At 63.3% G+C, this 25,534-nt stretch carries 13 protein-coding genes and 3 pseudogenes; 5 read left to right on the forward strand and 11 right to left on the reverse strand.

Annotated elements, in window-relative coordinates:
• Positions 1 to 201: 201 nt before the first annotated feature.
• The 3 genes and pseudogenes from J0F76_RS15120 to J0F76_RS21375 form a co-directional block, all read right to left on the reverse strand.
• Entirely contained in the window at positions 202 to 1,377 is a 1,176-nt protein-coding gene (locus J0F76_RS15120) for a nucleotide sugar dehydrogenase (RefSeq protein WP_207470731.1), read from the reverse strand.
• Between the two features lie 171 nt (positions 1,378 to 1,548).
• Positions 1,549 to 1,871 (reverse strand): annotated as a pseudogene (locus J0F76_RS15125) (IS5/IS1182 family transposase); the annotation flags it as partial.
• Positions 1,832 to 2,602, reverse strand: a pseudogene (locus J0F76_RS21375) (hypothetical protein). The pseudogenes J0F76_RS21375 and J0F76_RS15125, both read right to left, overlap by 40 nt.
• Before the next feature lie 260 nt (positions 2,603 to 2,862).
• Between J0F76_RS21375 and J0F76_RS15135 the strand changes: the two are divergent.
• A protein-coding gene (locus J0F76_RS15135) for an IS630 family transposase (RefSeq protein WP_207470732.1) occupies positions 2,863 to 3,820 on the forward strand; the annotation gives its coding sequence in 2 pieces (ribosomal slippage) (positions 2,863 to 3,204 and positions 3,206 to 3,820; 957 coding nt in all).
• Between the two features lie 67 nt (positions 3,821 to 3,887).
• Here J0F76_RS15135 and J0F76_RS15140 read toward each other — a convergent pair.
• The 6 genes from J0F76_RS15140 to J0F76_RS15165 form a co-directional block, all read right to left on the reverse strand.
• Positions 3,888 to 4,709: an ABC transporter permease gene (locus J0F76_RS15140; protein ID WP_207470735.1), complete on the reverse strand. Its 822-nt coding sequence runs from the start codon at positions 4,707 to 4,709 to the stop codon at positions 3,888 to 3,890.
• Position 4,710: 1 nt separating this feature from the next.
• Entirely contained in the window at positions 4,711 to 6,378 is a 1,668-nt protein-coding gene (locus J0F76_RS21380; protein WP_207470737.1) for an ABC transporter ATP-binding protein, read from the reverse strand.
• 4 nt (positions 6,379 to 6,382) lie between these two features.
• Complete coding sequence (locus J0F76_RS15150; protein WP_242690235.1) at positions 6,383 to 7,603, reverse strand: KpsE/RkpR family capsule polysaccharide export protein; 1,221 nt, start codon at positions 7,601 to 7,603, stop codon at positions 6,383 to 6,385.
• 233 nt (positions 7,604 to 7,836) lie between these two features.
• Positions 7,837 to 9,531, reverse strand: a complete 1,695-nt coding sequence (locus J0F76_RS15155; RefSeq protein ID WP_207470750.1) for a calcium-binding protein — start codon at positions 9,529 to 9,531, stop codon at positions 7,837 to 7,839.
• Positions 9,532 to 9,652: 121 nt separating this feature from the next.
• A complete protein-coding gene (locus J0F76_RS15160; protein WP_207470738.1) occupies positions 9,653 to 12,877 on the reverse strand; it encodes a calcium-binding protein in 3,225 nt (1,074 codons plus the stop codon).
• A 177-nt stretch (positions 12,878 to 13,054) separates the two neighbouring features.
• Complete coding sequence (locus tag J0F76_RS15165) at positions 13,055 to 14,377, reverse strand: GSCFA domain-containing protein (protein WP_207470740.1); 1,323 nt, start codon at positions 14,375 to 14,377, stop codon at positions 13,055 to 13,057.
• Positions 14,378 to 14,501: 124 nt separating this feature from the next.
• Here J0F76_RS15165 and J0F76_RS15170 point away from each other — a divergent pair, with 124 nt between their 5' ends.
• From J0F76_RS15170 to J0F76_RS15180, 3 genes are read left to right on the forward strand one after another with little or no spacing between them, the layout of a single operon-like run.
• Positions 14,502 to 15,320: a sulfotransferase gene (locus J0F76_RS15170; RefSeq protein ID WP_207470742.1), complete on the forward strand. Its 819-nt coding sequence runs from the start codon at positions 14,502 to 14,504 to the stop codon at positions 15,318 to 15,320.
• A 35-nt stretch (positions 15,321 to 15,355) separates the two neighbouring features.
• Complete coding sequence (locus tag J0F76_RS15175) at positions 15,356 to 18,646, forward strand: glycosyltransferase family 2 protein (protein ID WP_207470744.1); 3,291 nt, start codon at positions 15,356 to 15,358, stop codon at positions 18,644 to 18,646.
• Positions 18,636 to 20,129 carry a CgeB family protein gene (locus tag J0F76_RS15180; protein ID WP_207470746.1) on the forward strand — a complete coding sequence of 498 codons (1,494 nt, stop codon included), beginning with the start codon at positions 18,636 to 18,638 and terminating at the stop codon, positions 20,127 to 20,129. The genes J0F76_RS15175 and J0F76_RS15180 overlap by 11 nt, the downstream gene beginning before the upstream one ends.
• A 71-nt stretch (positions 20,130 to 20,200) precedes the next feature.
• Here J0F76_RS15180 and J0F76_RS15185 read toward each other — a convergent pair whose 3' ends face one another.
• Positions 20,201 to 22,729: a glycosyltransferase gene (locus tag J0F76_RS15185; protein WP_207470747.1), complete on the reverse strand. Its 2,529-nt coding sequence runs from the start codon at positions 22,727 to 22,729 to the stop codon at positions 20,201 to 20,203.
• 683 nt (positions 22,730 to 23,412) lie between these two features.
• A pseudogene (locus J0F76_RS15190) lies at positions 23,413 to 24,379 on the reverse strand (IS110 family RNA-guided transposase).
• Positions 24,380 to 24,471: 92 nt separating this feature from the next.
• Between J0F76_RS15190 and J0F76_RS15195 the strand changes: the two are divergent.
• On the forward strand, positions 24,472 to 25,534 hold a 1,063-nt coding region (locus J0F76_RS15195), incomplete at its 3' end, for an IS5 family transposase (RefSeq protein WP_207470748.1).

Consider the following 25,534-nt stretch of genomic DNA (forward strand, 5'->3'; position numbering starts at 1 on the left):
AGGTCCCGCTTCATCCTGACAATGGCCGCCAATAACCTGGCCCGGCTGCCTCGGCTTTTGGGGGTATGACCACCAGACGAGGCACCAGCCACCCATGTTTTCGAGCGCCGAAGGACCTGAGCATGATCTTCATCAGTTGCTAAGACGGAAAACCATTCCGGTTCTCCGACTAATTCAGCGGCCTGCTAAGCCTTCGGACTCTCAGTCTGATCCGAAAAGGTCTCGAGTGAAAACCTTTCCAGCTACATCAGATAGTTCGGGCAACATCCGATTCGCTACAATAACATCGCTGCTCTGCTTAAAGATCTCCAGATCACGTTCTACATGCGAACCAAAGAAGGTTTCTTCCGATAGAACTGGTTCATAAACCACGACCTCTACCCCTTTGGCCTTGATCCGCTTCATAATACCTTGGATAGAACTCTGACGAAAGTTATCAGAACCTGCCTTCATTACCAAGCGATAGATCCCAACTTGGCTGGGATTCTTGGCTAGGATCATTTCGGCAATGAAATCTTTGCGTGTGCGGTTTGCGTCTACGATGGCGCGGACTAGGTTCTGAGGCACATCGGAGTAGTTTGCCAAAAGTTGCTTCGTATCTTTTGGAAGGCAATACCCGCCATATCCAAATGAAGGATTATTATAGTGCCGCCCAATGCGCGGATCGAGGCTTATTCCGTCTATAATTTCACGCGTTTTGAGCCCATGGCTCATTGCATAGCTGTCAAGCTCATTAAAGAAAGCAACTCGCATAGCAAGATAGGTGTTAGCGAAGAGCTTCACTGCTTCTGCTTCGGAAGCACCGGTAAATAGAACCGGTACATTCTTGTCCTCTGCTCCTTCCACTAGCAGGTCAGCAAAATTGCGTGCTCGCTCCGATTGCTCGCCCACTATAATGCGTGATGGATGGAGATTGTCGTGTAGTGCTCGCCCTTCCCGCAAGAATTCAGGGCTGAAGATTACTTGGTCTGTACCAAATCTTTTCGACACGTCCTCCACAAAGCCAACAGGAATTGTAGACTTGATGACCACAGTCGCGCGTGAATTTACTGCAATCACTTCTTTGATCACCTCTTCAACAGAAGAGGTATCGAAGAAGTTTGTCACTGGATCGTAGTTTGTGGGCGTTGCCACAATTACAAAATCCGCCTCACCATAGGCTGCCTTCCCATCTAGTGTGGCTGTTAGATTCAAATCGGCAGTAGCAAGACAGACCTCCATCTCAGCATCGATTATTGGACATTCGCGCCGATTTAGCATCGCCACCCGTTCAGGGTTTACGTCGACCGCAGTCACTTGATTGCGATGCGCCAGAAGCACTGCGTTCGAAAGACCAACATATCCAATACCTGCTACAACAACGCGACTTCCCGCCATCACCTAACCTCTCTAGATCTGTGCATGCCAGGCGATGTGACTGACTTAGCAGGTATTTGCAAGCCATCTTGAGGTCTCGAACCAGCAACAGAATAGTTGCTTCAGGCCTGCTGACAATTTTATGAAGATGAGATCGTAATTACCCCGCCTTGAACAACTATGTCAGACTGCTCACGCGAAGCTCTGGCAGTATCTCCTGCCCAAGGATAACGGTTCGATCATGCGAAGCAGCAAACAACAGAATGTCCTAAGATGGGCGAGGATCTTGCAATATTGTGCGCAAGGGCGGCGAAGACCGCATCGCAGATGCGGCCCTTCAGCGGGCATCTGGCGGGATGTTCGTTGGTCTTTATGTGCCCAATCTCCGGCTCGATGGGACTTTGTCGCCTGAGGAGTTTTGCCAACAGTAGGGTGATGCCGCGTCTTGTGCTGCTGATCAGGACATTGGTGGTGGTCACGCCGTGGCCGCGATAGCCGCGGTCGACCACAGCCAGATTGGCTGGTTGAAGGAGGCCTGCTCGGGAGTTTTCCCGTCAGGCGATGAGTGTGGGCGTCGGCTGTTGTCAAAGCCGAGATAACGGCTGATCGACGCACAAGCTTCCGAGACGCCGACATACGCCGGCAGGTAGACCTCCTCATATTTGATAATCCGCCAGAGCCGCTCAACGAAGACGTGGTCGCGCCATGCTTTCTTGCCATCCATGCTGATCTTGGTCTCGCCGGCGGCGAGCACCTTGATAAGCTCGGTCGATGTGACCTGAGAACCTTGGTCGGTCTTGAGGATCTCGGGCATGTGCCGCTTGTCGATGCGATGCATCAGTTCAAGTCCGCGTCCGACACCAGGCGGGGCTTGTGGCAGACGCCGCCCGGGCTGATCCCCGGCACGACGGCCTGTCGGCTGACGCTCAGCTTGGCTGAGCCATCGATCATTTTCCTGCGTTCGGCCACAGACCCCGGCGCGGCTCGCCCGAACCAGTGGCGCTCACCGCGCAGTTCGTCGCGCGCCGGACAAAAAATCGTTCTCCAGATTCAACTCTCCGATCCTCGCATGCAAAGTCTTCACATTGATGATCGGTTCTGGCTCAGCTTTCGCGGCGTCGCCGAACACCGCGGTCGCGCCCTCAAGCAGCTGATCACGCCACGGCTTGATCTGGTTCGAAGGAACATCAAAGTCTTGCGCCAACCCGATCAAGGTCTTCTCGCCCCTGATTGCGGCTATCGCCACCTTCGCCTTGAATGCCGGGCTGTGATTCCGGCGCGGGCGTCTCGCAGGGTCTTCTCCTCGCTTGCAGCATCATGCCGCTCAATCGCCAGGAAGTCGAGGTACTGGATCAATTCTGGCCCGGCTCATACGCGGAAAGTCCACTTGCCCCGGCTACTTAGATTTCCGTAGCCATCTCTTAAAGCGTTTCGGTAAAGACGTGGATCGCAGAGGGTTTCCTGCAAGGGTCATTTCGTGCTCCTCTTGTTCGGGGAGGATGGGTCATGTCGGCACCTTTGCCGCATGCGCTCCGGACGCGGTTCCAGCGGTATGTTGAAGAGGGACTGAGCGGCCGTGCCGCAGCCATGCGCTTGAAGGTGTCAGCTGCAACAGGCGCACGGTGGGCACACTTGATCCGGACACGCGGTCACGCTCATCCCGCGCCTCCGGGGCGCCCTCCTGGGCGAGGCAAGCTCGCGCCCTGTCAGGCGTTTTTCGAGGCACTGCTCACCCGCGATCCTGACATCACGCTCTTCGAACTGCGCGACGCCCTGGTGATGGCGGAAGGTGTCGAGGTTCACCATTCCTCCATTGCCGCGCTGCTGTCACGGCTCGGCTTCACCTATGAAAAAATCGCTGGTGGCCAGCGAACGGGGCCGCGCACGGGTAAGGCAGGCCCGGCACGATTGGTTGACGCGCCGCTTGCCTGCAATGCGGCGTCAGCCGGAACGGCTTGTGTTCCTTGATGAGACGTCCATCAAGACCAACCTTGCCCGCCTGCGTGGTCGCGCTCCCTGCGGTGAGCGGCTCTCAATGGACGCGCCCTTCGGACACTGGAACAGCCAGACATTCATTGCAGGACTGACCCATGATGGCCTGATTGCACCTTGGGTCATCAAGGGCGCGATGGACGGGCCTGCCTTTGCCGCCTACGTAGAAAAGGTTCTGGTGCCGGAACTGATACCCGGCACTGTTGTCATTCTGGACAACCTTGCGGCACACCGGAACGTCGAGGCAGCCAAGGTCATCAAGCAGGCTGGCTGCTGGTTTCTCTACTTTCCGCCCTATTCTCCAGACCTGAACCCCATCGAGCAGGCGTTCTCCAAACTCAAAGCGCATCTACGCAAGGTTGGGGCACGCACCTTTACCGAACTGTTCAACGCGCTCCGAGACATCTGCGCAATGTTCACGCCCGCTGAGTGCTGGAACTACCTTCAGGCAGCTGGCTATGTCGCAGGTTAATCCCAAACCGCTTTAGGTGCGGCAATATTGGACCGACCTTGATGAGAGGGGAGGGGAGGTGGGCAGCTCAGCGCTCTAACATGTCACGGTGATAACGGCCAAGAAAGATAAGTCCAATTAAAATGAGTCCTAGCGAAATACCGAATACATATGCTGGATTGACGTAATTAGCCTCATATCCAAGATAGAATGCACTGCGCATCTCACCACTTATATGGACAAGCGGGTTAAACCAGAGGATTGCTTGGGCGGACTTAGGCAAATTTTCATAAAGCAGAATTACCCCAGACAAAATCATGAGGGGTGCCGTTGCAATTGACCAGATATTGCTCCAGATCGGGAACATGGTCATCAGGAAACTGTTCAGCACGCCGATCCCGAAGCCGAAGGCGATTACCATACAATAGGCCAGGATGACGCGGTCGATCAGCAGAACGGTCCGCGTGTCCTGAAAGACGAGGATCCCGGTCAGCAGGACGGAGAAGACGACAAGCTGGATCATGGCCGTCAGGATTGTCCGGGCGATCAGGGTATCCATGTAGCTGACCCGCGGATAGGCCAGCAGATTGCGTGAATAGGAAATCGCGCCGCCTACGCGCTTGTTTAAAACATTGAAGGCAATGAAAGGCAGGAAGCCGGTCGCATAGAACAACGCGAAACTGTCGCCCAGGGGAGGGGAGCGGAAGCCGAGGGAGAAGATGGTGACCAGGAAGGCGATCCCCAGGATCGGCTCGGCCAGGACCCAGAGGAATCCGCCGGGTGAACGGCCGTAGGACGTGGCCATCTCGCGCAGGATCAACGCCAGGATCGAGCGCAACGCCGGCAAGGCGTGGAACCGGCCGGTCGGACGCAACCGGGAAGGCTGTTCTTCGAGCCTTTTCAGATCCATTCTATTCCTCGCTCCATTGCGAAGGCAGCTGCGCGCCGAAGCGTTCGCGCATGGCTTCATATTGCGGCTTGAGGAGCGCCATGAGCATGTCCCGGATCTCGCGGGGGCATGGAGGCAGGTCCTCCGGGGGGCCGAGCGGGGGCAGGCTGCTCTCGGGCAGGGGCGGGATGTCGAGGATGCCGGTCAGCTTGTCGATGCCGTCCCGGCCGTGCAGCTCCTCGTGAAACAGGATCACGATGCGGTCGCTTGCTACGACGCGATCAAGGCGGTCGAACATGCCGCTGTAATCCGCCTCGGGCCAGGTCCGTGCCAGCGCCTGCGGACCGCGTGCAGCGGCCCTGCGGACAATGGCGGTGATCCGGGTCATGCGGGCATCTTCTTCGCCTGCCCCTTCCTCCTGCCCCCTAGCAGGAGCCCGGCTTGCATTTGCAGGAATCTGCGCATCCGAGCCACTCGCTGGGACGCGGGCGGGCACGCCGGCCTGGATTTGCGCCCACAGCCTTGTCAGCGGGTCGCGGAGCACGACAACAAAGCGCCCTGCCCCCAGTGCCGCCATTTCCGCCAGTTCCTGTTCCGGCAACAAGGCATAGCTCGGCGTGAAATCGCAGATCAGGGGCTGACCACGCCGCCTCGAGGTCATAAAGTCGACATAGGTCGCATGGCGGTCGTGACCTTCCGGGGGCGCTGCATGAAGAGCGAGGACCTCGCCCAGTTCACCCAGAAGCCGCAGGGTGTTGCGCTGCTCCGGGCCGCTGCCCCGGCCAAGCCGCATGGCCAGATCGCGGGCGCTTTTCTGCCGGCGCAGCAGGGTCGCCGTTCCCTGCCCGGCCCGCACGTCGAAGTAATGAAGCTCCCGGATCCTCGCGAAATGGCAGGCACGATGGCGGCGCAGGCAATCGCCCAGCCAGTCGCTGGCGGTCTGCGGCAGGCCCAGGCCGTAGAGCATCCTCGCGTCATAGGGAAAGTCCGCTGCGCCCGACCCGCCCGGAAGCGCCGCCGAGGCGTGAACCCGCTCGGGATCGAGCGTGTGGTTGTAATGGTCGATCGCGTCCTGCACGTCATCATAGAAATGCAGGTTTCCCGCCTCCAGCACCGCTCCCGACTGGCAAAGCTCGCGGAGCATTCCCATGGAATGGCTTACATAGATCGCGCCGGACTTCTTTATGCGGTTTAAGAAGACATCGCGGCTCTTGCGCTTGAAGTCGGCATCCCCCACCGCCGTCACCTCGTCCACCAGATAGGTGTCGAAGTCGATCCCCATGTTGATGCCGAAGGACAGCCGCCCCCGCATCCCCGAGGAATAGGTGCGCACCGGCAGGTGGAAATGCTCGCCGAGTTCGGCGAAATCCTCGACCCAATGCATCAGTTCGGTGGTGTCGGCGCCATAGATGCGGGCGACGAAACGCGTGTTCTGCGCGCCGGTCAGGTCGGGGTGCAGCGAGCTTGCAAGTCCGACCGGGAATGACACCTGGCCATCCGACAGGACCTGTCCCCTGGTAGGATGGACGGTGCCGGCGATCATCTTCAGAAGCGTGGACTTGCCCGCCCCGTTACGCCCGAGAAGCCCGACCGAGACGCCCGTGGGAAAGATGGCATCGATCCCATTGGCCACCACCTTCATGTGGCCGCCAAGTCGGTAGATCTTCGTCAGGTCGCGCAGAACGATCATGGTCTCAACGCCTGTCGCGCAGGGCATAGGCCATCAGCACGATCACGCCCCAGATCATGAAGGAGAACAGCGCGGTAAGCGCCGTCAGCTCGACCCGGTAGGGGCGCGTCGGCCGTTCGGCCAGCGTTGGCTGGACATGGGCGGCCAGATAGCGGGTTTGCCGGCGCGCCTCGGCCACGGCCGCGTCATAGGCGGCCATCGCGGCGGTGTAGGTCTGCTCGGCGAACTGCTGATCGACCATGAGGCGTTCGTATTCGCCCACCAGGTCGGCGAACACCCCGCCTTCCTCGCCGTCGCCGGTGGTGCTTCCGATCCCCAGCTTGGCCCGCTCCTCGGCGATGCGCCCCTGGATGACATCGATCCGGCGCTCGGCCTGCTGGATGCGCGGATCGCTTTCGCTGGTGATCTGGCGCAGGATGTCCAGATCGATCAGCGTCTGCGCAAGCTGTTCCTGCAAGGAGGACAGGATGCCCATCTGGCTCTGGATCGAGGCGGCGGGATCGACGATCTGCGTCCTGTTGCGGAACCGCGTCACGGCCTCGCGCGCGACTTTGAGGCGCTCGACCGCGGTATGGAGTTCCTCGCGGGCATAGGCCGTCGCATCCTCGCGGGCGATGGCCGAAAGACGGTTGATGAGCGCGGAACTCTCCTGGAAGATGCGGGAGGTGATCTTGTGGGCATCCTCGGGGTCGAAGGCCTGGACCTGCAGTTCAAGGATGCCGGTCGCGGTGTCGTAATAGACGCCCACCATGCGCTGCCAGTAATCCGTCAGATCCTCGATCGTTCCGGGGGGATGATAGGAAAACAGCGGATCTCCCTGCGACCAGATGGTGCGGAGGTCGAGATCGGTATCGATCTTGGCGACGATCTCTGAACTTTTCAGAAAATTGTAGAGAACATCCGTATCCGAGGAGGACGATCCCGACAGGCCGGTGATCCCGCCCAGGAACTCGACCGCGGATTCCGCTTCCTCCGTGCGGATCGAAAAGCCCATGCTCGACACATACCGGTCGGTTGCCTGGGTCCACAGGTACCAGCCGACAAGCATGCTGGGCAGAACCACCATGACCAGGAAGCTGACGAGGACGACCCAGTGGCGCTGCCGTGACCGCGCCGGGCCGGCCGGCCGGATGCGGGCTGTCCCCTCCGAAGGGGTGCCCTGGACAGGGGACGCCGGCATGGCGGAAACGGGGGCGACTGGCGGGATGGTGGCGGTTCTTGTCATTGGATCCCGATAGGCAGGAAATACGGTTCCTGGTCGCATCATCGCATTCCGCATGCGCCAGACAGGTGGCGGGACTAAAAGCGCGGGGCCAGCCTAGATGCAAGAGGCAGAAAGGCAATCACCATGACACATTTGCGTATCGTGCCGGGACCGGGGCGGTGTCCGGCGGCCATGGGGCAGTCCCGGACGCCCGCGCCGCGCCGGGCCGGGGCACGCATCAAGGCCGCCCGGTCCTAGAAGGACAGGTCATCGGAAATGGCCTGCGCCGTCATCTTATCGACGCGCAGGGAGGTTCCCTTTCCAAGCCTGAACTCGACGCCCCTGCGGCTGTTCCTTGCCCGCGACATGGCTTCCTCCACGCCGGAAAACCCGAAGGCGGACAAGTCGAGCATGTCCACGCCATCCTCGAAATCGGTGATCACGTCCCTGCCCGGAGAGGCGATGAACAGGTCCCTGCCCTCGCCGCCGGTCAGCCTGTCGTTGCCCGCGCCGCCATTCAGCGTGTCGTCCCCGTCGGCGCCGATGATCCGGTCGTTCCCGCCGCGCCCCTCGGCCCGCAGGCCATTGTCCCGCACGGCAGCCTGCAGCGCGGGGCGCAGTTCCCCGCCTCCGCCGCGCGGCATCGCTATCACGAGATCTCCGGAAGGCCCTCCGACGAACCGCTCGGCGACCCAGACCTTGTTGAGATGCTCGAAGATGTCGGCAATCGAGTTCTCGTCGGTGTCCGGCGTCATCTGGTGCGGATGAAGAGGCGCGACATCCCGGTGGATGACGTTCCAGATCTCGGCCGTCCGGCCCTTGGCCATCGTGATGTGCTCGGGGGCCGAACTGTAGTCGAAGGTTCTGACGACCACGACATTGCCGGAATCGAGGCTGCCGTGGAAGTTGATGTCGCGGGTGATCAGGTTGAACGCCACCTGGTTGCCATGCTCGGCATTATAGGCCGAGAACAGCAGCGAATGCCGGGCGCCGCCGTGGTTCACCCCGTCTGCCACGTAGTCGAGGCTTTGCAGGCCGGTCGCCGTGGTGCCGAAGGCCTCTTCCAGGATGAAGTGATAACCGTTTCCCCCGGTCCGCGCCTGCGTCCCCACCGCCGTGAGATCGTGCAGCCTCGTGCCATAGGCCCTGTCGATGCCGAAGGCATGCGAGGGCGGCAGGGTGATCGTGATGTCCTCGATCAAGGCATTCGACACGCCGTTGAGGTCGAGGGCCCGGACGCTTCTCCAGCCCGGCGCGGGGCCGGTGGCATAGTCGTCCAGATCCAGCAGCCGCGGTTCCGCAAAGGACAGGCCAAGCCCCGAGATCGCCACGTCCCTGACCAGGTCGGTCACCCGGACCCGGTTCCTGCCGGCCGCAAGATCGTGGGGAACGGGATCGGCGATCGTGACCTCGTTCCGGGCGGCGTCGATGGCGACGATCTCGGTCAGGACCTCGCGCAGGGGGTGCCGGTTGGCGGGAAAGCTGTTGCCGTCCGCCCTGACATGGCCCTCGGCGGCACCGGCCGGCAGGACCCATCGCAGGTCATTGGCATTCAGGTAATCGGCGTTGTTCGGCTGGAAGACATACAAGATGTCGCCCGGCACGTGGTTTTCCTCGCCGGGCCGTCCTTCGCGGGCCTTCAGGCCTTCGACCGTATCAAGCCGCAGCAGCGTGTCCCCGGCCGCGGCCGGGGCCGCAAGCTCGAAGGCCCGCCCCATGGGCTTGCGCGCCAGCACCTGGATCGTGGGCCCGGGATGCAGGCCGGTATGGCGCAAGGTCACCTTCTCCGGGCCGGCCCCGACGATGCGGACGCCGTCCCGGGTGATCTGCAATCCCCGGTCCAGATCATAGGTCCCCGCCTCGAAGCGGTAGGTGTCGTAGGCAGGCTCGTCCAGGGCCTGCTGAATCTCCGCCGCCGTGTAGCTCGTATCGATCAGCAGTTCCCCCATGCCTTCCGTCCTTTCGGCAAATACCCAAGCGGCAATCCTGTCCCGGCCATGTCTAGGCCGGCAGGCACGCCATGTCACCGCCTGGGAAGGCGGGCGCAGGGGGCCGGCAAGGCAAGCGGGCTCAGAACAGCACGATGTCCCAGGCCATGACCCCGGCATTTCCGGCAAAGGTCGCGACAAGATCGGGTGCCGCTTCGCCGGTGCCGTCCGTGTCGAACCAAAGTCGGCCTGCGGCCTGGTCGAAGATGAAACGGTCGTTCGCATCATGCGCTGTGGTGCCGGCGTAGAAATGGCCCTCGGCCAGCCTGCCCTTGGCGATTCCGCCGAAGACGGACTGCTTCATCATCAGCATGTCGCCTTCATGGGGTTCATTGGCATTGAAGTCGAGAATATGATCGACATTGCCTCCGTGGGGCGACCGGTCGAAGACAAAGCTGTCTGCCCCAGCTTGCCCGCGCAGCGTGTCGTTGCCCCCGCGACCGGCAAGGGTGTTGCCGAAGGGGTTACCAACAAGAATGTTGTCCAGGTCGTTGCCAATGCCGTTCACCTCCGCTACCCCCTTGCCGGTGTTGTTAAGCAGGGTCTGAATATAAAGATTCTCGACATAGGCAGGAAGCTCGATGGAACGGTAGGCCTTTACCGTGTCGATCCCGCCATTGGCCTTTTCGACCACCTTGTCGCCTAGGGTGCGCAGCAAGTAGGTATCGTTTCCCGACCCGCCGACAAGCGTATCGACGTTCTTGCCACCGTCGAGAATGTTGTCTCCGTCGTTCCCGATGATCAAGTTGCGCAACCCGTTGCCTACCCCCAGCTCGGCCTCTCCGACCAGTTCGAGGTTCTCGACATGGGCGCTGCCCATCCGGAAGTCGACCGAGGCGCGGACCGTATCGATGCCCTCCCAGCGGCGGTTTTCTGCGACCCGGTCACCAATATTGTCGACGATCAACAGGTCCGAGCCGGGGCCCCCGTTAAGCGTGTCGTTTCCCCCATCACCCTTAAGCGTGTCCTGGCCTGCCCCGCCGAACAGGACATCATTGCCGGCGCCCCCGCGGATCATGTCGTCGGCGCGGCCGCCATGGACAATGTCGCGCATCCGGTCGCCGACGATATTAACTCCCGTGTCGTTACCCGACATTACCGTGTGCTCGCGCCCGCCGGTCAGTTGCACTTGCCGCCCACCATCGATGACGACGCTCTTGCCGCGGCCGAGCGGGCCCACGTCGAGCAGCACCGGCTTTCCAGCCGAGAGATCGCCTACCGAGATCGAAAGCGTGGCATTGTCGGACTGCGCCACCAGCGGATTTTCGATGATGAGGTCGAGTTTGGCGGTAGCCGACAGATCGAAGCCTTCTATCCCGGTAAAGGTACCAGTCCTCCCCAAGTTGGCGTTGAGTGAACTTTGCAGGAGCCGGATCTCGTCAAAGCCGGCGCCGCCATGCACGGTGAAGCCCGGTTCGGTGACATGTGTCCTGCTGGCGGTGAAGACATCGTTCTTATCGGTGCCAACCGCAAGCATCTGTCTTGCTTTCATCGCGATATTCTGCCCTGCGGCGACATCTGCGGCGAAGGCGAAGTTTTCCGCCGTCAGGGTATCCAGCAAAATGTTTCGGAGCAGGGTGTAACCGGTCGGTCCAAAGTCGACGATCACATCCGCCCCCGCCTGCCGCAGTTCAAGTTGCGAAAAGGCAGTATAGGCCATGCCTTTGATCAGCAGCACGTCGCCGGCGGCCCCGCCCTCGAAATCATGGATCGTGTCGGTCAGATCGGCAAAGCGCCGCAGGAAGGTGTCGCGGCCCTTGCCGCCATAAAGATTGTCGCCGTTGGCGCCGCCGTCGATCAGGTCGTCGCCGTCGCCACCCTGCAGCACATCGTTGCCTTCGCCGCCGATCAGCGTGTCGTTGCCGCTGCCGCCAACCAATCTGTCCTTGCCAACTCCGCCGTTCAGGATGTCGGCGCCGCCATTGCCCTGCAGCGTGTCGTTGCCGGCACCGCCGCTAAACCTGTCATTGCCGGCTTGACCCAAACCAAGATCCGGACCACCCCGCATGGCGATGTCACCGCCCTCGACATGGGCGACGATACGGTCCGACCGGTCACCGGACCGGGCATACCTGAAGGTGACGTCGTTGTTCTCGATGTCCGACAGCGGGTGCAGGCCCCGGGTGCCGGGCTGGACCGCCTGCCATTGCGGCAGGACCCCGCCGGGATAGTCCTGGTCGAGCACGTCGACCACGACGGTGTTCCTGTTGTCGGCGCTGCCGTGGAAGTTAATGTCCCGGTTCGAGTAGCGCAGGTGCAGGCTATTGTAATGCTCGGCATTGTACGAGGAGAACAGCACCGCATGCCGGGCGTCGGTCGACGACAGATTGATGAAGTCGTTGGCAAAGCTTTCCTGCAGCATGAAGTGATAACCAGAAGAGCCGCCCTTGTTATGTGCGCCAGTCGCGGTCAGCGCATCCGCCGTTGTCTCGTGAGCGCGCTGCCATTTGAAGCCATGCGCGGCCGGGTCGATGACGGTGATCCGTTCCAGCGCGCTGTCGCGTACCCCGTCAAGCTCGAGTGCGGCGATCGAACCCCATTCAGGGATCGTGTTCGCGAAGAGGAAGGGGTCAGGTTTGCCGCCCGCCTCGTCCGAGAAATCACCTTGGATGGTGAAGTCCGACAGGGTGACGTTCTCGAGGAACGTGTTCCTGACGACGTTGGCCACGCCCGCCGCAAAGCTGTAGGGCGAGGCCTCGGCAAGGGTCGCCACGCCGTTTTCGATTGATACGATGTGCGAGCGAAATTCTCTTAGATAATAAAGCTCTTCGGCGCCTGTTCCGGCAGCGGCCGGTTCGTTCCAGTCTCCCAGGCCATCGGGGTTGTCTAAGTTGCCCGAGACTTTGAGATAGGCCTTGTCGTTCTGCTGGGAAACGAAGATCAGGTCGCCGACCTTGAACTGCGCATGCCCGCTGCCGGGGCTGTCGGAACGCGACGCCTCGAAATCCGGCAGCACGACCTTGTTGGAACCCTCGACCAAGCGGACCGGCAGCTTGCCGTGGCGGTCCTGAAGGTCGTCGGGTTGCACGAGGATGGTGGGGCTAGGCGTGTCGAGGCCGATTTCAGTGCTGAAGATGGTCTTCCCCTCACCCGCGCCCTTGAGCGTGATGTCGCCGCGGCTGATCCGCAGCGTCTCGGTGATCACATAGGTGCCGGCCGCGAGGTTGATCGTGGCGCCAGGCATCGCCGCGTCGAGCAGCTGCTGCAACTGGGCATTGGTAGTGCCGGCCTCGACATTGTAGACCATTAAATCCTGGTCGGCGGAAAGGAAGTCTGAGTTGGTGCCAGTGTCCTTCAGCGTGGGCATGGCTTTGCTCCTGTTCTGGCGCCCTGCGGCAGCCGGTCATTTTCAGGCCGACGCGTCAGCAGTTCCCGTATAAGGAGAATACCCCATGCCTGCCGCCGCAGGGAAAAAGGACCCTGGCCAAGCAACATTCACTCAGGAGTGTAAAAATTCTACCTATTAAAGGAGGATTTTTAGGATTTAACGAGAATTGGTCTCGCGCAGTTCCTTTTGCAGGCGGAGCACCATGTTCTTGTACTTATTCACTTCCTGGTTGAGACGCGCGAGCAGCGCCTCGTTTCCGCCGGACTCGGCCGCCCATTTCCGGAAGGAGGCATCGGTCGTCAGTGCGCTGATGGCATCCTCGATATCCTCGACCGGCTGATCGGAAACACCGTAGCGCACAAGAAAGGTCTGGATGATCTGGCCGACCACCACGTCGCTGACATGGCGCCGGTCCTGCTGCCAGCTGAGGTTGGGATCGCTCAGGCTGACCGCCTCGTAGCTGGGGAAGTAGTCCATGCCCTCGACCCGGTCGGTCAGCCGCGTCGCCGCAGTGCGCAGGGTCGATTTCGAGGTCATGTTGGCAACAACGATGTCATCTGCCGTGAAGGTTCGGCCAAGCGGCACCGGCGAGACGGTCAGCACCCTCTTCTGGCCAAGCTTGCCATGACCCTCGAGGATCCTCCGGATCTCCTCGAGGGCCGTCTCGACCTCCTCGAAGCTCAGCTGGTGGAACCGGAAGCGGTCGGCGCTGCGGGCAAGGATCCTGGGGTTCGGCGCTTCGTTCAGGTGCAGCCCGGTGACGGTGTCGATCCAGGTCTCGACAAGCCCAAGGGTCAGGACCACCACGTCGGCCTCGAAGGCCTTGGCAAAATAGCGGGCGATCGCGGTGCGGCGGGCCATCATGTCCCGCACGCTGCCCGACTCGGCCTTACCCGACAGGCAGGGATCTGCGACCTGGCCGCCGGCGACCGGCAGCAGGGCCCCTTGCGGATAGCTTTCGATCCCCGCGGCCCATTTCAGTTCCTGGAGGATCGATACGGGCGTGTACTTGTTGAACACGCCGCCTTCCCGGGCATTGTTGTTGCCGAGGTTCTTCACGTCGATCTCGAGGCTGGTGACGGTGGCGCCGGCAAGATGCAGCCGCTCCTCGACATTGCGCGCAAAGCACGAGCCGATGGCAAAGAACGTGTCGCCCGCCCGGACGGTGAAGCTTTGGCGGCCCTGCGGCACGATAATGCGCTGCGCGATGCGCTCGGCCGCCCCGCCCTCGCTGCCGTTCCAGCGGGCATGCGGATTGTCTCGACTGGTATCAAGAGCGTCCTTTGCTGACATCATGATAAGGGCTCCGTTCTTCGGCTGATCATCACGGGAGCTGATTCCTACCGCAAATGTCGCGCTTGGGCGATGCCTAATAGCAAGCGAAAGACACTCTCCCGCAACCCCCTGTCCTGCCATCGCCGAGCGCGCCCGATCCAGCCCATGCAGGCCCGCCCGGCCCGCAGCGCGGGTCGCCGGCATTCTGAAAACTGTTGCGCAATGCGGGCAAGTGGGGCACTAAGCGCCCCTGAATAAAGGCGGCCCTCCATAGGCGATAGCGCAGGTCCGGGCGCAGGCATAGGCGTTGTTGACGAGGGTGCAGGTCATGACAAGCGATCAGAACGGCAAGCTGGGCCTTATCGTGACAGGCGTCGCCCGGAGCGGAACCACGGCCCTGGGGAAGCTGCTCAACGCCCATGCCGGCGTTTGCCTCGGCATCGAGCGCTACAAGTTCCAGTTCCTGCGCGCTCACAATTATTCGGCCGATCTTTTCGAACGCGAACGGTTCTTCGATTTCCGCGCGGAAGACACCAACCTCATTCCCGATTTGCGCCCCGCCTGGAAGCCCACCTACGACCACATCGCCCTGAAATGGGGCGGGGCGCGGGTGATCGGCGACAAGGTGCCTGACCTCATGCCGGTGTTGAGGGACTTCATCACCCAAAATCCGGATTTCCGCTATATCGTCATCCTGCGGAACCTGAAGGACGTGGGCCTTTCATGGCAGGCCCGGGCCGATCGTCCGCGCGACAGCTGGCCCAAGAACAAGGGCTTTGCCGAGGCTTGCGAAAGCTGGGACGCGCAATACAGGATCCTGCACGACATCATACGCGACCGGAAGCTGCGCAAGCAGGTTCTGCTGCTCGACTACGACCGGATGTACGAGGATGTGGCGGAAACCGAGGCGGTGCTGCTCGGCTTTCTTGGCCTGGGGCGCGATCCGGCCTTTTCCGAGGTGCTTCACGAGCATGCCGGGTTTGCCGCCACCCGCGGAAAGCGCAAGATCGCGCCGCGCTTCATCGAGCCCTACAAGGCCGTGGAGCAGGGCTATGCGAAGGGGCTGCGCAAGGTGGCGCGCGAGCAGGCGCGCTTCTGGGCGGATCGCTTCGCAAGCGCGGGCACGGAAACGGGCACGGACGCATAGCAATCCAGAAGGGCCGTCGGCCCGGCAGGGGTAAGATGACCGCGAAAACCATGATCGTCAGGCTGGCACGACGTCTCGCCCGGCGCGGCAGGCCCGGCTATATCGATCATTTCGACGCCCGCCGTGTTTCGGGCTGGGCCTTCGATCCCTCCGATCCCGCCACTCCGGCGCTTCTCAGCCTGCATGTGGACGGGCAGCCAGAGCTGAACATCATCGCGGACATGAAGCGCGAGGATGTGCAGGCAGCGGGGCTCGGCCCGCTGCGTTCGGGTTTCGACACGACGCTGCCGCGCCGCCTGCGTGACGGCAAGGCCCACCAGGTGGAGATCCGGCTCGGGCTTGACGGTCCGCTGCTGCGCGGCGGCACCTTGTCGATCCCCGCCGATCCCCGGCGCACCGGCGGCTCCGACATCATGGACGAGGACCAGGAAGCGGAGACGGACGGCCGGAACGGCGAAGGCGTCGCCTTCTTCGACCCCGCCCACGGCGCGATCACCGGCTGGGCCAAGGGCTGCACCCAGGTGACCGTGCGTCTCGACGGCGGAACCGGGCAGGTTGTCCGGCTCGAGCGGGAGGTGCCGGGCTTCGGGACCGGATCGCTGCAGGGCTTCCGCCTGGCCGTGCCCGCCGAGATGCGCGACGGACGGCCGCACCGCGCCGAGGTGGTCTTCGACCGCGCCGGCGCCCAGCTTGACGGCTCGCCTCTTTCCTTCACGCTGGGCGCCGAGCGGATCTTCGTGGAGGGGGCGGTGCTGAAGGGGACCGATCTCACCCTGACCCTGCGCGACAGCGATGGACGCCCCGCCACGGCGGAAGGACTTGTCCTGCTGGCCGACGGCCTGCCGCTGGAAACCGGAGCAGGGACGGTTGCCGGGCGGATCGAGGCGCGCCTGCCTGCGGATTGCCGCGGCCTGGTGCTGCGTAACGCCCGGGGCGAGATGCTGGCCCGATATGCAGTATCGGGAAACGAGGCGCTGCCCGACCCGCGCCGCGAACTGCCTGCCGAGGCACTGGACGCCGCGGGATTGCAGCGGGCGCGAACCGCCTTCGAGGCCTTTCTTGCCGATCCGGGGGACCGGTTCGACCCGGTCTGGTACCGCTGGGCTTGTCGCGACGCGCAGGGGCTGGAAACGGCGGACGCCCTGCTGGGGCATTACCGGGACCATGCGGGCATCGCGGCGGCCAGTCCCGGTTCCTTCTTCGACGAGGCGGCCGCGCGGGCCTTCTATCCGGCAATCGCCGACGCTGTCGCCGCGGGCGACCTGCCCTGCGCCTTCGCCCTGGACCTGGCCCTGGGAGAGGGAAGCCTCGAAACCCTGGCGGGGCTTACCCACGAGCAGCGCCGCGTTCTTGCCCGCCGGGACGGTCCGCCCCCCCGCGCGCGGCTGCTGGAGGAAATCACGGCCCGGCCCGGTGCGCCGATCCTGCCCGAGCCGCTGATCGCCCGCCAGCCCGCCCCGGTGGCGGCACAGGCCGCCTCGGACACGGTCTATGCCGCCTGGTTCGCGCGGTTGTCCATGACCCCGGACCAGCGCGCCGAGCTGGAGCGGGACGAGCATCGCATGCGCCGCGGGATCGCAAGCGCCGCGCTGACCCGTGCGCCGCTGGTCACCGTGATCATGCCTAGCTGGAACCGGGCCTTCACGATCGGCGAGGCGATCCAGAGCCTGATCGAGCAGACCTATGCCAACTGGGAACTGATCGTCTGCGACGATGCCTCGACGGATCGCACGGCCGACGTGGTGCGCGGCTTCGACGATCCCCGCATTCGCTACATGAAGTTCCTCAAGTCGAACGGCGCAGGCGCGCGCAACAAGGGCATGGGATGGGCGCGGGGCGAATACATCGCCTATCTCGACAGCGACAATATCTGGCACCCGCAGTTCCTCGACATGATGATCCGGCGGCTGCTAGCGGCTCCCGGCAGCGCCATCGCCTATGCCGCCTATCTGGATACCGAGATGGTCGGCGGCCGGGTGGAGCTTCTGGACGTGCCGCGTCCCGCCTTCCGCCCCGTCCAGCTGAATTCCCGCAATTTCATGGACCTCAACTCGATCGTCCACCACCGCAGGATTTACGACTGGATGGGAGGGTTCGACAACGCGCTGCCGCGGCTGCAGGACTGGGATCTGGCGCTGCGCTACACGTCCGTCTTCCGACCGATCTTCGTGAACCATGTGGGGGTGTTCTACCGCCGCAACGTCGCCTGGGGGCAGGTGACGCATCTGTTCATGGATTCGGGCGCCCGGGAAACGGTGGGCGAGAAGACCCGGCGGCGGCTCGAGGGGGCTCATGAGCGGCTCGACATTCCCTGGCCGGAGCGCGGCAGGATCACCATCCTGTCGGGCGGGACGGACCTGTCCCCGGCGGACGGCAATCGCGTCCTGGCCGAGAACCTGGCCCGCCTTGCCGCCGGCGTGACCGATGTGGATCTGGTTGAACTGGGCGGCGCGGGCGACGAAGCAGGCGACGACCTGCCCGGCTTGACCCGCCACCCCATTCCCGCCGATCTTGCCCGGGATCTGCCACGGCTGGGCCGGGTGTTGGGCACCCTGCTGCAGGGCCGCCCGGTGCTGAGCGTCGGCCTGGGGGACGCCCAGTTGCGGGCCATGTCCGGGCTGCATCCCGACCAGGTATGGCGGCTGCACAACGACATCGAAGGAACGGTCCTGCAGGCGCTTGCGGGCCCGACGCGCTTCGGGATCGGCGCGATCCCCTTGGCGCTGCCCCCCGCCGAGGACAAGGGTTCGGTCATGCTTGCCCTTCTGCCCCCCCTCATGCGCAGGAGCGAGCGCGAAGCGCTCCGCCAGGATCTGGCCGACGAGGCGCAGAAGCGCGGGGTGACGCTGCTGGTTGCCGGCGAGGAGGGCATCTGGCGGGTGCAGGACAGGTCCGGCTGGCAGGCGGCAGAGATGGATCCCCGGACAGGCTTGCCGGTGCTGATCGGGCAATGCGCCGTGACCATCTGCCCCGGCGCGGTTTCCGGCCTGGACCCCTTCGGGTTCGCGCTGCTCAATGCCCTGCAGGCGCGGGGCGTGCCGGCAGCGGTGCCGCCAGAGCCAGATGAGGCGCAAGACATGGGCTTTGCCGGGCAATGGATCGAGGCCGGGGCTGCCTACGAGATCAAGATGGACGACCTGAAATGGCTGTTCGACAAGCTGCGCAAGCTGCTTTCTGCCGGGGAAGGCCTCGCGCGGCTGCAGGAGCGCAGCCGTCTGGTGCATGCCATCGCCTTGCACCCCGACCTGGCTCGGGAAAGGCTGGGCCATGCCCTTTATCGCCTGCTTCATGAACCGCCGCACCGGGAGGTGATCGATGGCCGCTGATGACATGCTGCGCGCCACCGCCGGCCCCGACATCCTGCCGCTGCTGCCCGACGGGATGCTGCTGCGCCCGATCCGCGCCGATATGCCGGCCGATGCGCCCGGCGTCACGGTCGAAAGCCGGAACGGAGAGCCGATCGCGCTGCAGCGGGTCGGCCGGACGTCGAGCTGGATCCTGCAACCGCGTCCCGAAGGCGACGTCATCCTGTCCGCGCCGGGCACCGCGCCGCTGGCGATCCAGATCGGCGGCTGGTCCGGCCGCGTGGACCGGGTCCAGGGCGCCCTGATCCTCGGCTGGGCGCGCAACCTGCGTCATCCCGGCCGCGATTGTGCTGTGGTGGCGTACGACGCTTCTGGCGTGGTCGCCGTCGCCACCGCGCGCGCCGCCGAAGGCGGACGGTTCGCTCTTCTGCTGCCGCCGCTTCTGACAGGGGGCCGCCGCCGCTTCGGCGTCTCGCTGGGCATCGCGGGGTCTGACTTCATCCTCGATGACGGCCAACTGATGCTTGATCCGGTGCAGGTCGCAAGGGGTCCGGTCCCGGGCCGGCTGCACCCGCGTCCGGTGGAGAAGCTGGCGATCCGCCTGAAGATCTCGACCCCGAACCTCAAGGAAGCCCCCATGTGGGGCGACTATCATTTCGCCAATTCCCTGGCCGCCGCCTTCGAAGCCCTGGGCCACCATGCCGGTGTCGACACCGCCGATGCTTGGTATGCCCACAAGGCGCAGGAAGACGTGGTCATCTCGATCCGCGGCCGGCACCGGGTGCAGACCGATCCCGGCAAGATCAACATCATGTGGATCATTTCCCATCCCGACCGGATACTTGATGAAGAATTCGCCGACTACGACCATGTCGCGGTAGCCTCGGACATCTATGCGGCGGAACTGCGCCGCCGGGGACTGCCTTCGGTCAGCGTCATGCACCAGGCGACCGATGCAAGGCTTTTCACCCCCGATCCGCTTGTCGAACGGCGCCAGGCAGCGCTTTTCGTCGGCAACTCGCGCCGCGAATACCGGACAATGGTGCAATGGTGCCTGCGCCGGGAACTGCCGCTCGAACTCTATGGCGGCGGCTGGGAAGGCGTGCTGCCGCCGGGCATGGTACGCGCGACCTCGGTGGCCAATGCCGACCTGCCGGCCTGCTACCGCAGCCACCTGCTGCTGCTTAATGACCATTGGGACAGCATGCGCGAGAATGGCTTTCTGTCGAACCGCCTTTTCGACGGATCGGGCGTCGCGACGCCGATCCTGACCGACCCGGTGCGCGGCCTGGCCGACGTTTTCGGCGACACGATCTCCGAGGCGGGCGACGAAAGAAGTTTCGCAGCCATCGCGGCGGACTGCCTTGCCGATCCCGCCCCCTATCTTGCGCGTGCGGCGCGCGCCCATGACATTGTCATGGCGGGCCACACCTTCGACCACCGGGCGGCCAGCTTCGCGGAACTGATCGACCGCATCGGCGCCCGCAAGCGGCGGTTGGGCTAGCCCCCGCCGCCTGCCCCGGGATCGGCGGCGCCATCCGCAGGCCCTTGCCAAGGGGCCGTGCCGCACCGCCGTCAGCGCCCTTCCCGGTCCTTCAGGATCACGTCCAGCATCGCCTCCAGGTCGGCTTCCGTTCGCACAAGCGGGATCGTGCCTCCCTGTCCCCGGATCGCCGCTGCGGCCCGGACCGCGTCGCCCTGCGCGCCCAGGTCGAAGCTGAAGACCGGCAGACCGGTCGCAAGGGCCTCGTGCGTGGTGTAGGAAAAGGTTTCCGGCCAGATCGAGGGGATCAGCCAGCGGCCGATGCCATAGCGCGACACCAAGCCGGGAATGTCCTCGATCCGGTAGTCACCATGGACCCGGGCCGGTGAGGCCAGAGAATAGTCGGGGGGGAGGTTTCCGATGACGACCAGCCGCGCCCTGTTATTCCTTGCCAGCAGCCGCGACAGCGCGCGCAGCACCCCGGCGCCCTTCTGATGACCGATATTGCCCAAGATACCGATCACGGGCACGCCGTCCTTCGGCTGCTTCGGCTGGACAACGGGAACTACGGTCACCAGCCGGTGCGGTGTGACGACAAGGCTACCTGCGACCTGCGGATAGGCCTGGGCGACAAGCGCGCGGCTGTTTTCCGAAAAGACCGTGACGGCATGGGCGGCATCCAGCAAGGCCTCCCAGGCCTCGCGCCATTGGCCCAGGTCCGCCCTGGTTCCGTCGGGACGCATGACACCATGCGCAGGGTCGGTGTCGGCCCCCGGCATCGGCAGCCCGTGATAGGCGCCGCCGCTGTCCAGCAGCATATAGGACGGGCTGAGCGGAAAGAAGTCATGCATCAGGACCTCGATCCGGTCCCCCGGTCCCCTGGCCAGCGACATCAGGATCTCGGGCAGGGCGATCGGGTCGCGGTCGCCCACGGCGCAGGAATAGATGACCCGGCGGGCAGGCAGTAGATCCAGCAGGCGGACCACGAAATCGGTGCTGTCGGTTTCGCCGCGGGTGATGCCAAGGGTGCTGTGCAGCTCGATCTGCCAGCGAGACAACCCGCCGACGCGCAGGACCACGGCCGTGGCATCCGCTTCCAGATCCGATTTCAGGCGGTCCTGCAGGTAATGTTCCGCGCCCCCGCCCATGTCATGGGCCAGGTAGACCGGGACCGCGCCCTTCTGCCGACTGCCCGCCCAGGCCAGGCCCAAGGCCAAGCGCGGGGTGTTCAGCGGGTCGTTGCCAATGAAGTCCTGCACCTCGGCGTCATAGCGGGGATAGCGCCGCGAGATGGTTTCGCCGTTCTTGCGGATCAGCTTGCGCTTTTCGGCCGAACCGAACGACGTGCCGCCGCGATGCTCGACGAAAAGCCCGCCAAGCCCTAGGTGGCGCCCACCCATCTGGCGCGCGCGCTGGCACCAGTCCACCTCCTCGCCATAGCCGCGACCGAAAACGGTATCCAGGTCCGGAAGCCTGCGCAGGTAGTCGACATGCATCGCCATGCAGAAGCCGACGCCGGTGGGCGCTTCGGCAAGGCCGGCACCCGGACGGAACCGGGCAGCCACCCGGTCGATGGCGTCGGCCTCGCCCGGGCGCAGATCCTCTCGCTGGCAGATGGCGGGGATGTTGAAGATTTCGGCATCGTTCGACATCGGCGTCACGGTGGCGACGTTTTCCTGGTCCAGCAGCGGCCGGATCAGCCGGCTGGCCCAGCCTGCGGGAACAAAGGCATCCGAATTCAGCAGCACCACATGATCGCCGAAGGGCAACGCCGCCGCGAAGGCCCGGTTGACCGACCGGATGAAGCCTAGGTTCGTCTCGTTCTCGATCACCGTGACACGGGCCGCGATGTCGGGGGCCAGTGCCGCCTGCCAACCGCGCAGCCAGGGGCGGACCTGCGCGTCGGACGAGCAATCCTCGACGATGATGAGGCGCCAGGGCAGGTCGGTATGGTCCAGGACGCGCCCCAGAACCTCGGGCAGCAGGTCGAAGGCGTTGTAGACCGGAACGACGACCGTGATGCCGGTCTGCTTCCAGCCCGCGGGAGGAATTTCGGCGGCTGCGCCGTCCTCAGCGAACAGCAGCCTGTCCAGTTGTCCCGACCGGATCACGGTGTTCAGCCGGAGCGCGGTCTTGATGCGGGCGGATGAAAGGGGATCGCGATGCCGCAGCCAGTGCACCCCTGCCGGAAAGGCCCGCACCACGTCACGCAGAAAGGGAGCGATCTGCGCCCACCGCATCGCGGCCAGGTCGCGCCGGGTAATCGGCGGCAGGACCTGGATATGGCGGGTGCCCTCCCTTTCGGCCCAGAAGGTCGTGCGCTCCAGGCTCAAGGGCATGTCCAGGACAAAGCCCGGCGTCCCGTTCGCTTCGCCGTCATGGAAGGGCAAGTCGTCGCGGACCAGGCTGGGGACACGCTCGACCGTCTGGTCCGCATTGGTCAGCCCGACAAGCCCGGACAGGGCCCAGCCCTCGACCCAGAGCCGGCCTTCGCGGACGACGATGCGATCGATCTGGCCGAAAAGCCTGCCCTGGCCGTCATGAAGCGGAAAACCCGGCCTCCGTATCTGCGCATGCCGGCTGGCATAACGCTGGAACAGGCTAAGAATTCTGCTGATCACGCGTTTTGTTCCCTTGGAAGAAGCTTGCCAGCGCCCGCCCAGACATCGCCGTCTAAAGTCCCGGCCTGTCTTTGTCCATGCTGGACTGGGCTGAAGGGCAGGTGATACAATTTTTTACAATATCATCAAACGGTCGTTTGGCGACAATTTCTTTGCAGATCGCTCTAAGTTCGGAGTGGTAAGTATGTAGCGCTTTCTCGCGCTGCAGCTATCGAGGGGCATTTCAGTTTCTGGTAGCTCCCGCACATCGCCAGCTTCAGATCAGAGTTCTTTCTTCCCAGACAGCACTATAGCGGAGATCTTTATAGTAAACCGCACCATGGCTAAAATTGGCGGTTATGGAGCTGATCGCGGCTACATCACTGCCATTTATGGGGAGGCAGGGGGTTGTAATTGGGGCAGAGGTGTTGCGCTCGTGATCTGGGGCTGATTCATGTGCGGATGGCCTCCTTTGAGCAAAATTGATTTTTTACGGATGATGTCTCTTGGTCAGGTTCATTCATGTGTCCGGCCTGTTTGCGCGGCGCGAAAGGCCGTTGGCCATGATGTTCTCGTTGGATCGGAACCTTATCAAGATGCCGTGCTTGAAGTGCGTTGAATTAGTCAGGTTCTTCCGATCCCCGGCTTGACCGGGTTGGCATCACTCGTGTCGTTCTCTCCTGCCCAAACTCGTTCCGCGTGCTTCAGGCGCTAGCCGGCGCGGCGCGGTAATTCTCCTCTCTCGTCATGACAGCCCATGCGATCCGTGCCGTCTTGTTGGCAACGGCGACGCTGACCAGCCTTGCTGGTTTGCGCTCGAGCAGCTGAGCAGCCCAAGAGTTAACTGCCCTCGCCTTGCGACGCGTGTAGCGGATGACGGCGGTAGCTCCGACAACAAGAAGATAACGGAGATAGCCGTCACCCATCTTCGATATGCCCTCCATCTGCTCCTTGCCGCCTGAGGAATGCTGTTTGGGCACGAGCCCGAGCCATGCAGCGAACTGGCGGCCTGAGTCGCCCACGGTCGCAGCAAGCACAATGGCGGTAATGAAGCCGACACCGGGAATGGTCTTCAGCCGGCGGCAAGTCGCATTGGCACGATGCCATGCCGGCAATTCGATCTCTATCGTGCGGATCTGCTGGCTCAATGCGTCGATCATGCCAGCGATTAGCAACAGGGTCTGGCGCGCGAGTTCCGGGACCTGCGCCGCCCCTCGGGTGAGCGCATCGAATAGGTCGCGAACATGGGTGTGCCCTTGGGTGCGATGACACCATACTCCGCCAGGTGCGCCCGCATTGCGCTCACTTGCGCGGTCCGCGGGCAAACCAGAAGATGGCGGGCACGATGCAGCATTAGGACACTCTGCGCGTCAGCAGACTTGATTGGCACGAACCGCATCGTCGGCCGCGTGTCAGTGGCAGCCGCGCCACCGCCTCGCAGATTGCTTCAGCATCGGCAGCGTCATTCTTGTTGCGCGTCACATATGCCTTCACATAGGCCGCTAGCATCCGCCACACCTTGTGGCCGAGCGCCTGGAGTTGCCGCGCCCAATGATGGGCTGTCGCGCACGCCTCAATGCCGATCAGGCACGGGTTCAGGCCGCCGAGAAGCGCAAGCAGTTGGTCCTGCCTGACCTTCCAGCGAAGCACGGCGCGACCCTGCGCATCAATCCTGTAGACCTAGCAGGCCGCTGAAAAAGTCGGCTCTCGACGCGGTTTGCAGAACATGATTCATCGCTGGCAGGAAGACAGTGGGAGTGATCATGCGCGGAACGGACGAGACGAGCGGGTCGCTGTTCAGCTATGTCGATCTTGAGGACCGCATCCCTGCGCGGCACCCGCTGCGCAAGATCCGACAGGTCGTGAATGACGCGCTCGCCAGTCTCGATGATGAATTCGACCGTCTTTATGTTGATTTCGGCCGTCCCTCGATTGCACCGGAGCGGCTGATCCGGGCTAGCCTGCTCCAGATCCTATTCTCGATCCGGTCCGAGCGGCAGCTGATGGAGCAGATGCAGTATAACCTACTATTCCGGTGGTTTGTGGGTCTCGGGATTGATGACGCGGTTTGGGTGCCAACGGTGTTCTCGAAGAACCGCGACCGGCTGCTGACGACCGAGATGTCACGCAAGGTCATGGCGGCGATCCTGGCCCATCGCGAGGTCGCGCCCCTCCTGTCAGACGATCACTTTTCGGTCGACGGCACGCTCATCAAGGCCTGGGCGTCGATGAAAAGCTTCAAGCCCAAGGCCGAGGGCACGTCGCCCGACGACGAGGACCCCGACAACCCGCCCACCCAAGGTGACACTCCCGACGATCAGACCGCCGAGGCCAACCCTGAGACTGCCTCAATGCCCCGCTCCACCCACCGCAGCCGCAATGCCGAGGTCGACTTCAAGGGCGAGAAGCGCTCCAACGCGACCCATGCCTCCACGACCGACCCGGAGGCCCGGCTCTACAAGAAATCGCTTGGCACCGGCGCAATGCTCTGCTTCATGGGGCATGCCTTGATGGAGAACCGCCACGGGCTGGTTGTCCAAGGCGACCTGACCCAGGCCGATGGCCATGCCGAGCGGAAGGCCGCGCTCGACATGCTGCATCGTCATTCACCAGGCTCGACCCGGAAACTGACCCTGGGCGCGGACAAGGCCTATGATGCCGCTGGCTTCGTGGCCGATCTGCGTCGGGCCTGCGTGACACCGCATGTCGCCCAAAAAGCGCGGCATGCGGCAATCGACGGACGCACTACTCGACACAAAGGCTATGCCCTGTCCATCAAACGTCGCAAGCTGATTGAGGAGCCTTTCGGCTGGGCCAAGACCGTCG

Source organism: Paracoccus fontiphilus (assembly GCF_017356265.1).
In the GTDB taxonomy this organism is placed as follows: domain Bacteria; phylum Pseudomonadota; class Alphaproteobacteria; order Rhodobacterales; family Rhodobacteraceae; genus Paracoccus; species Paracoccus fontiphilus.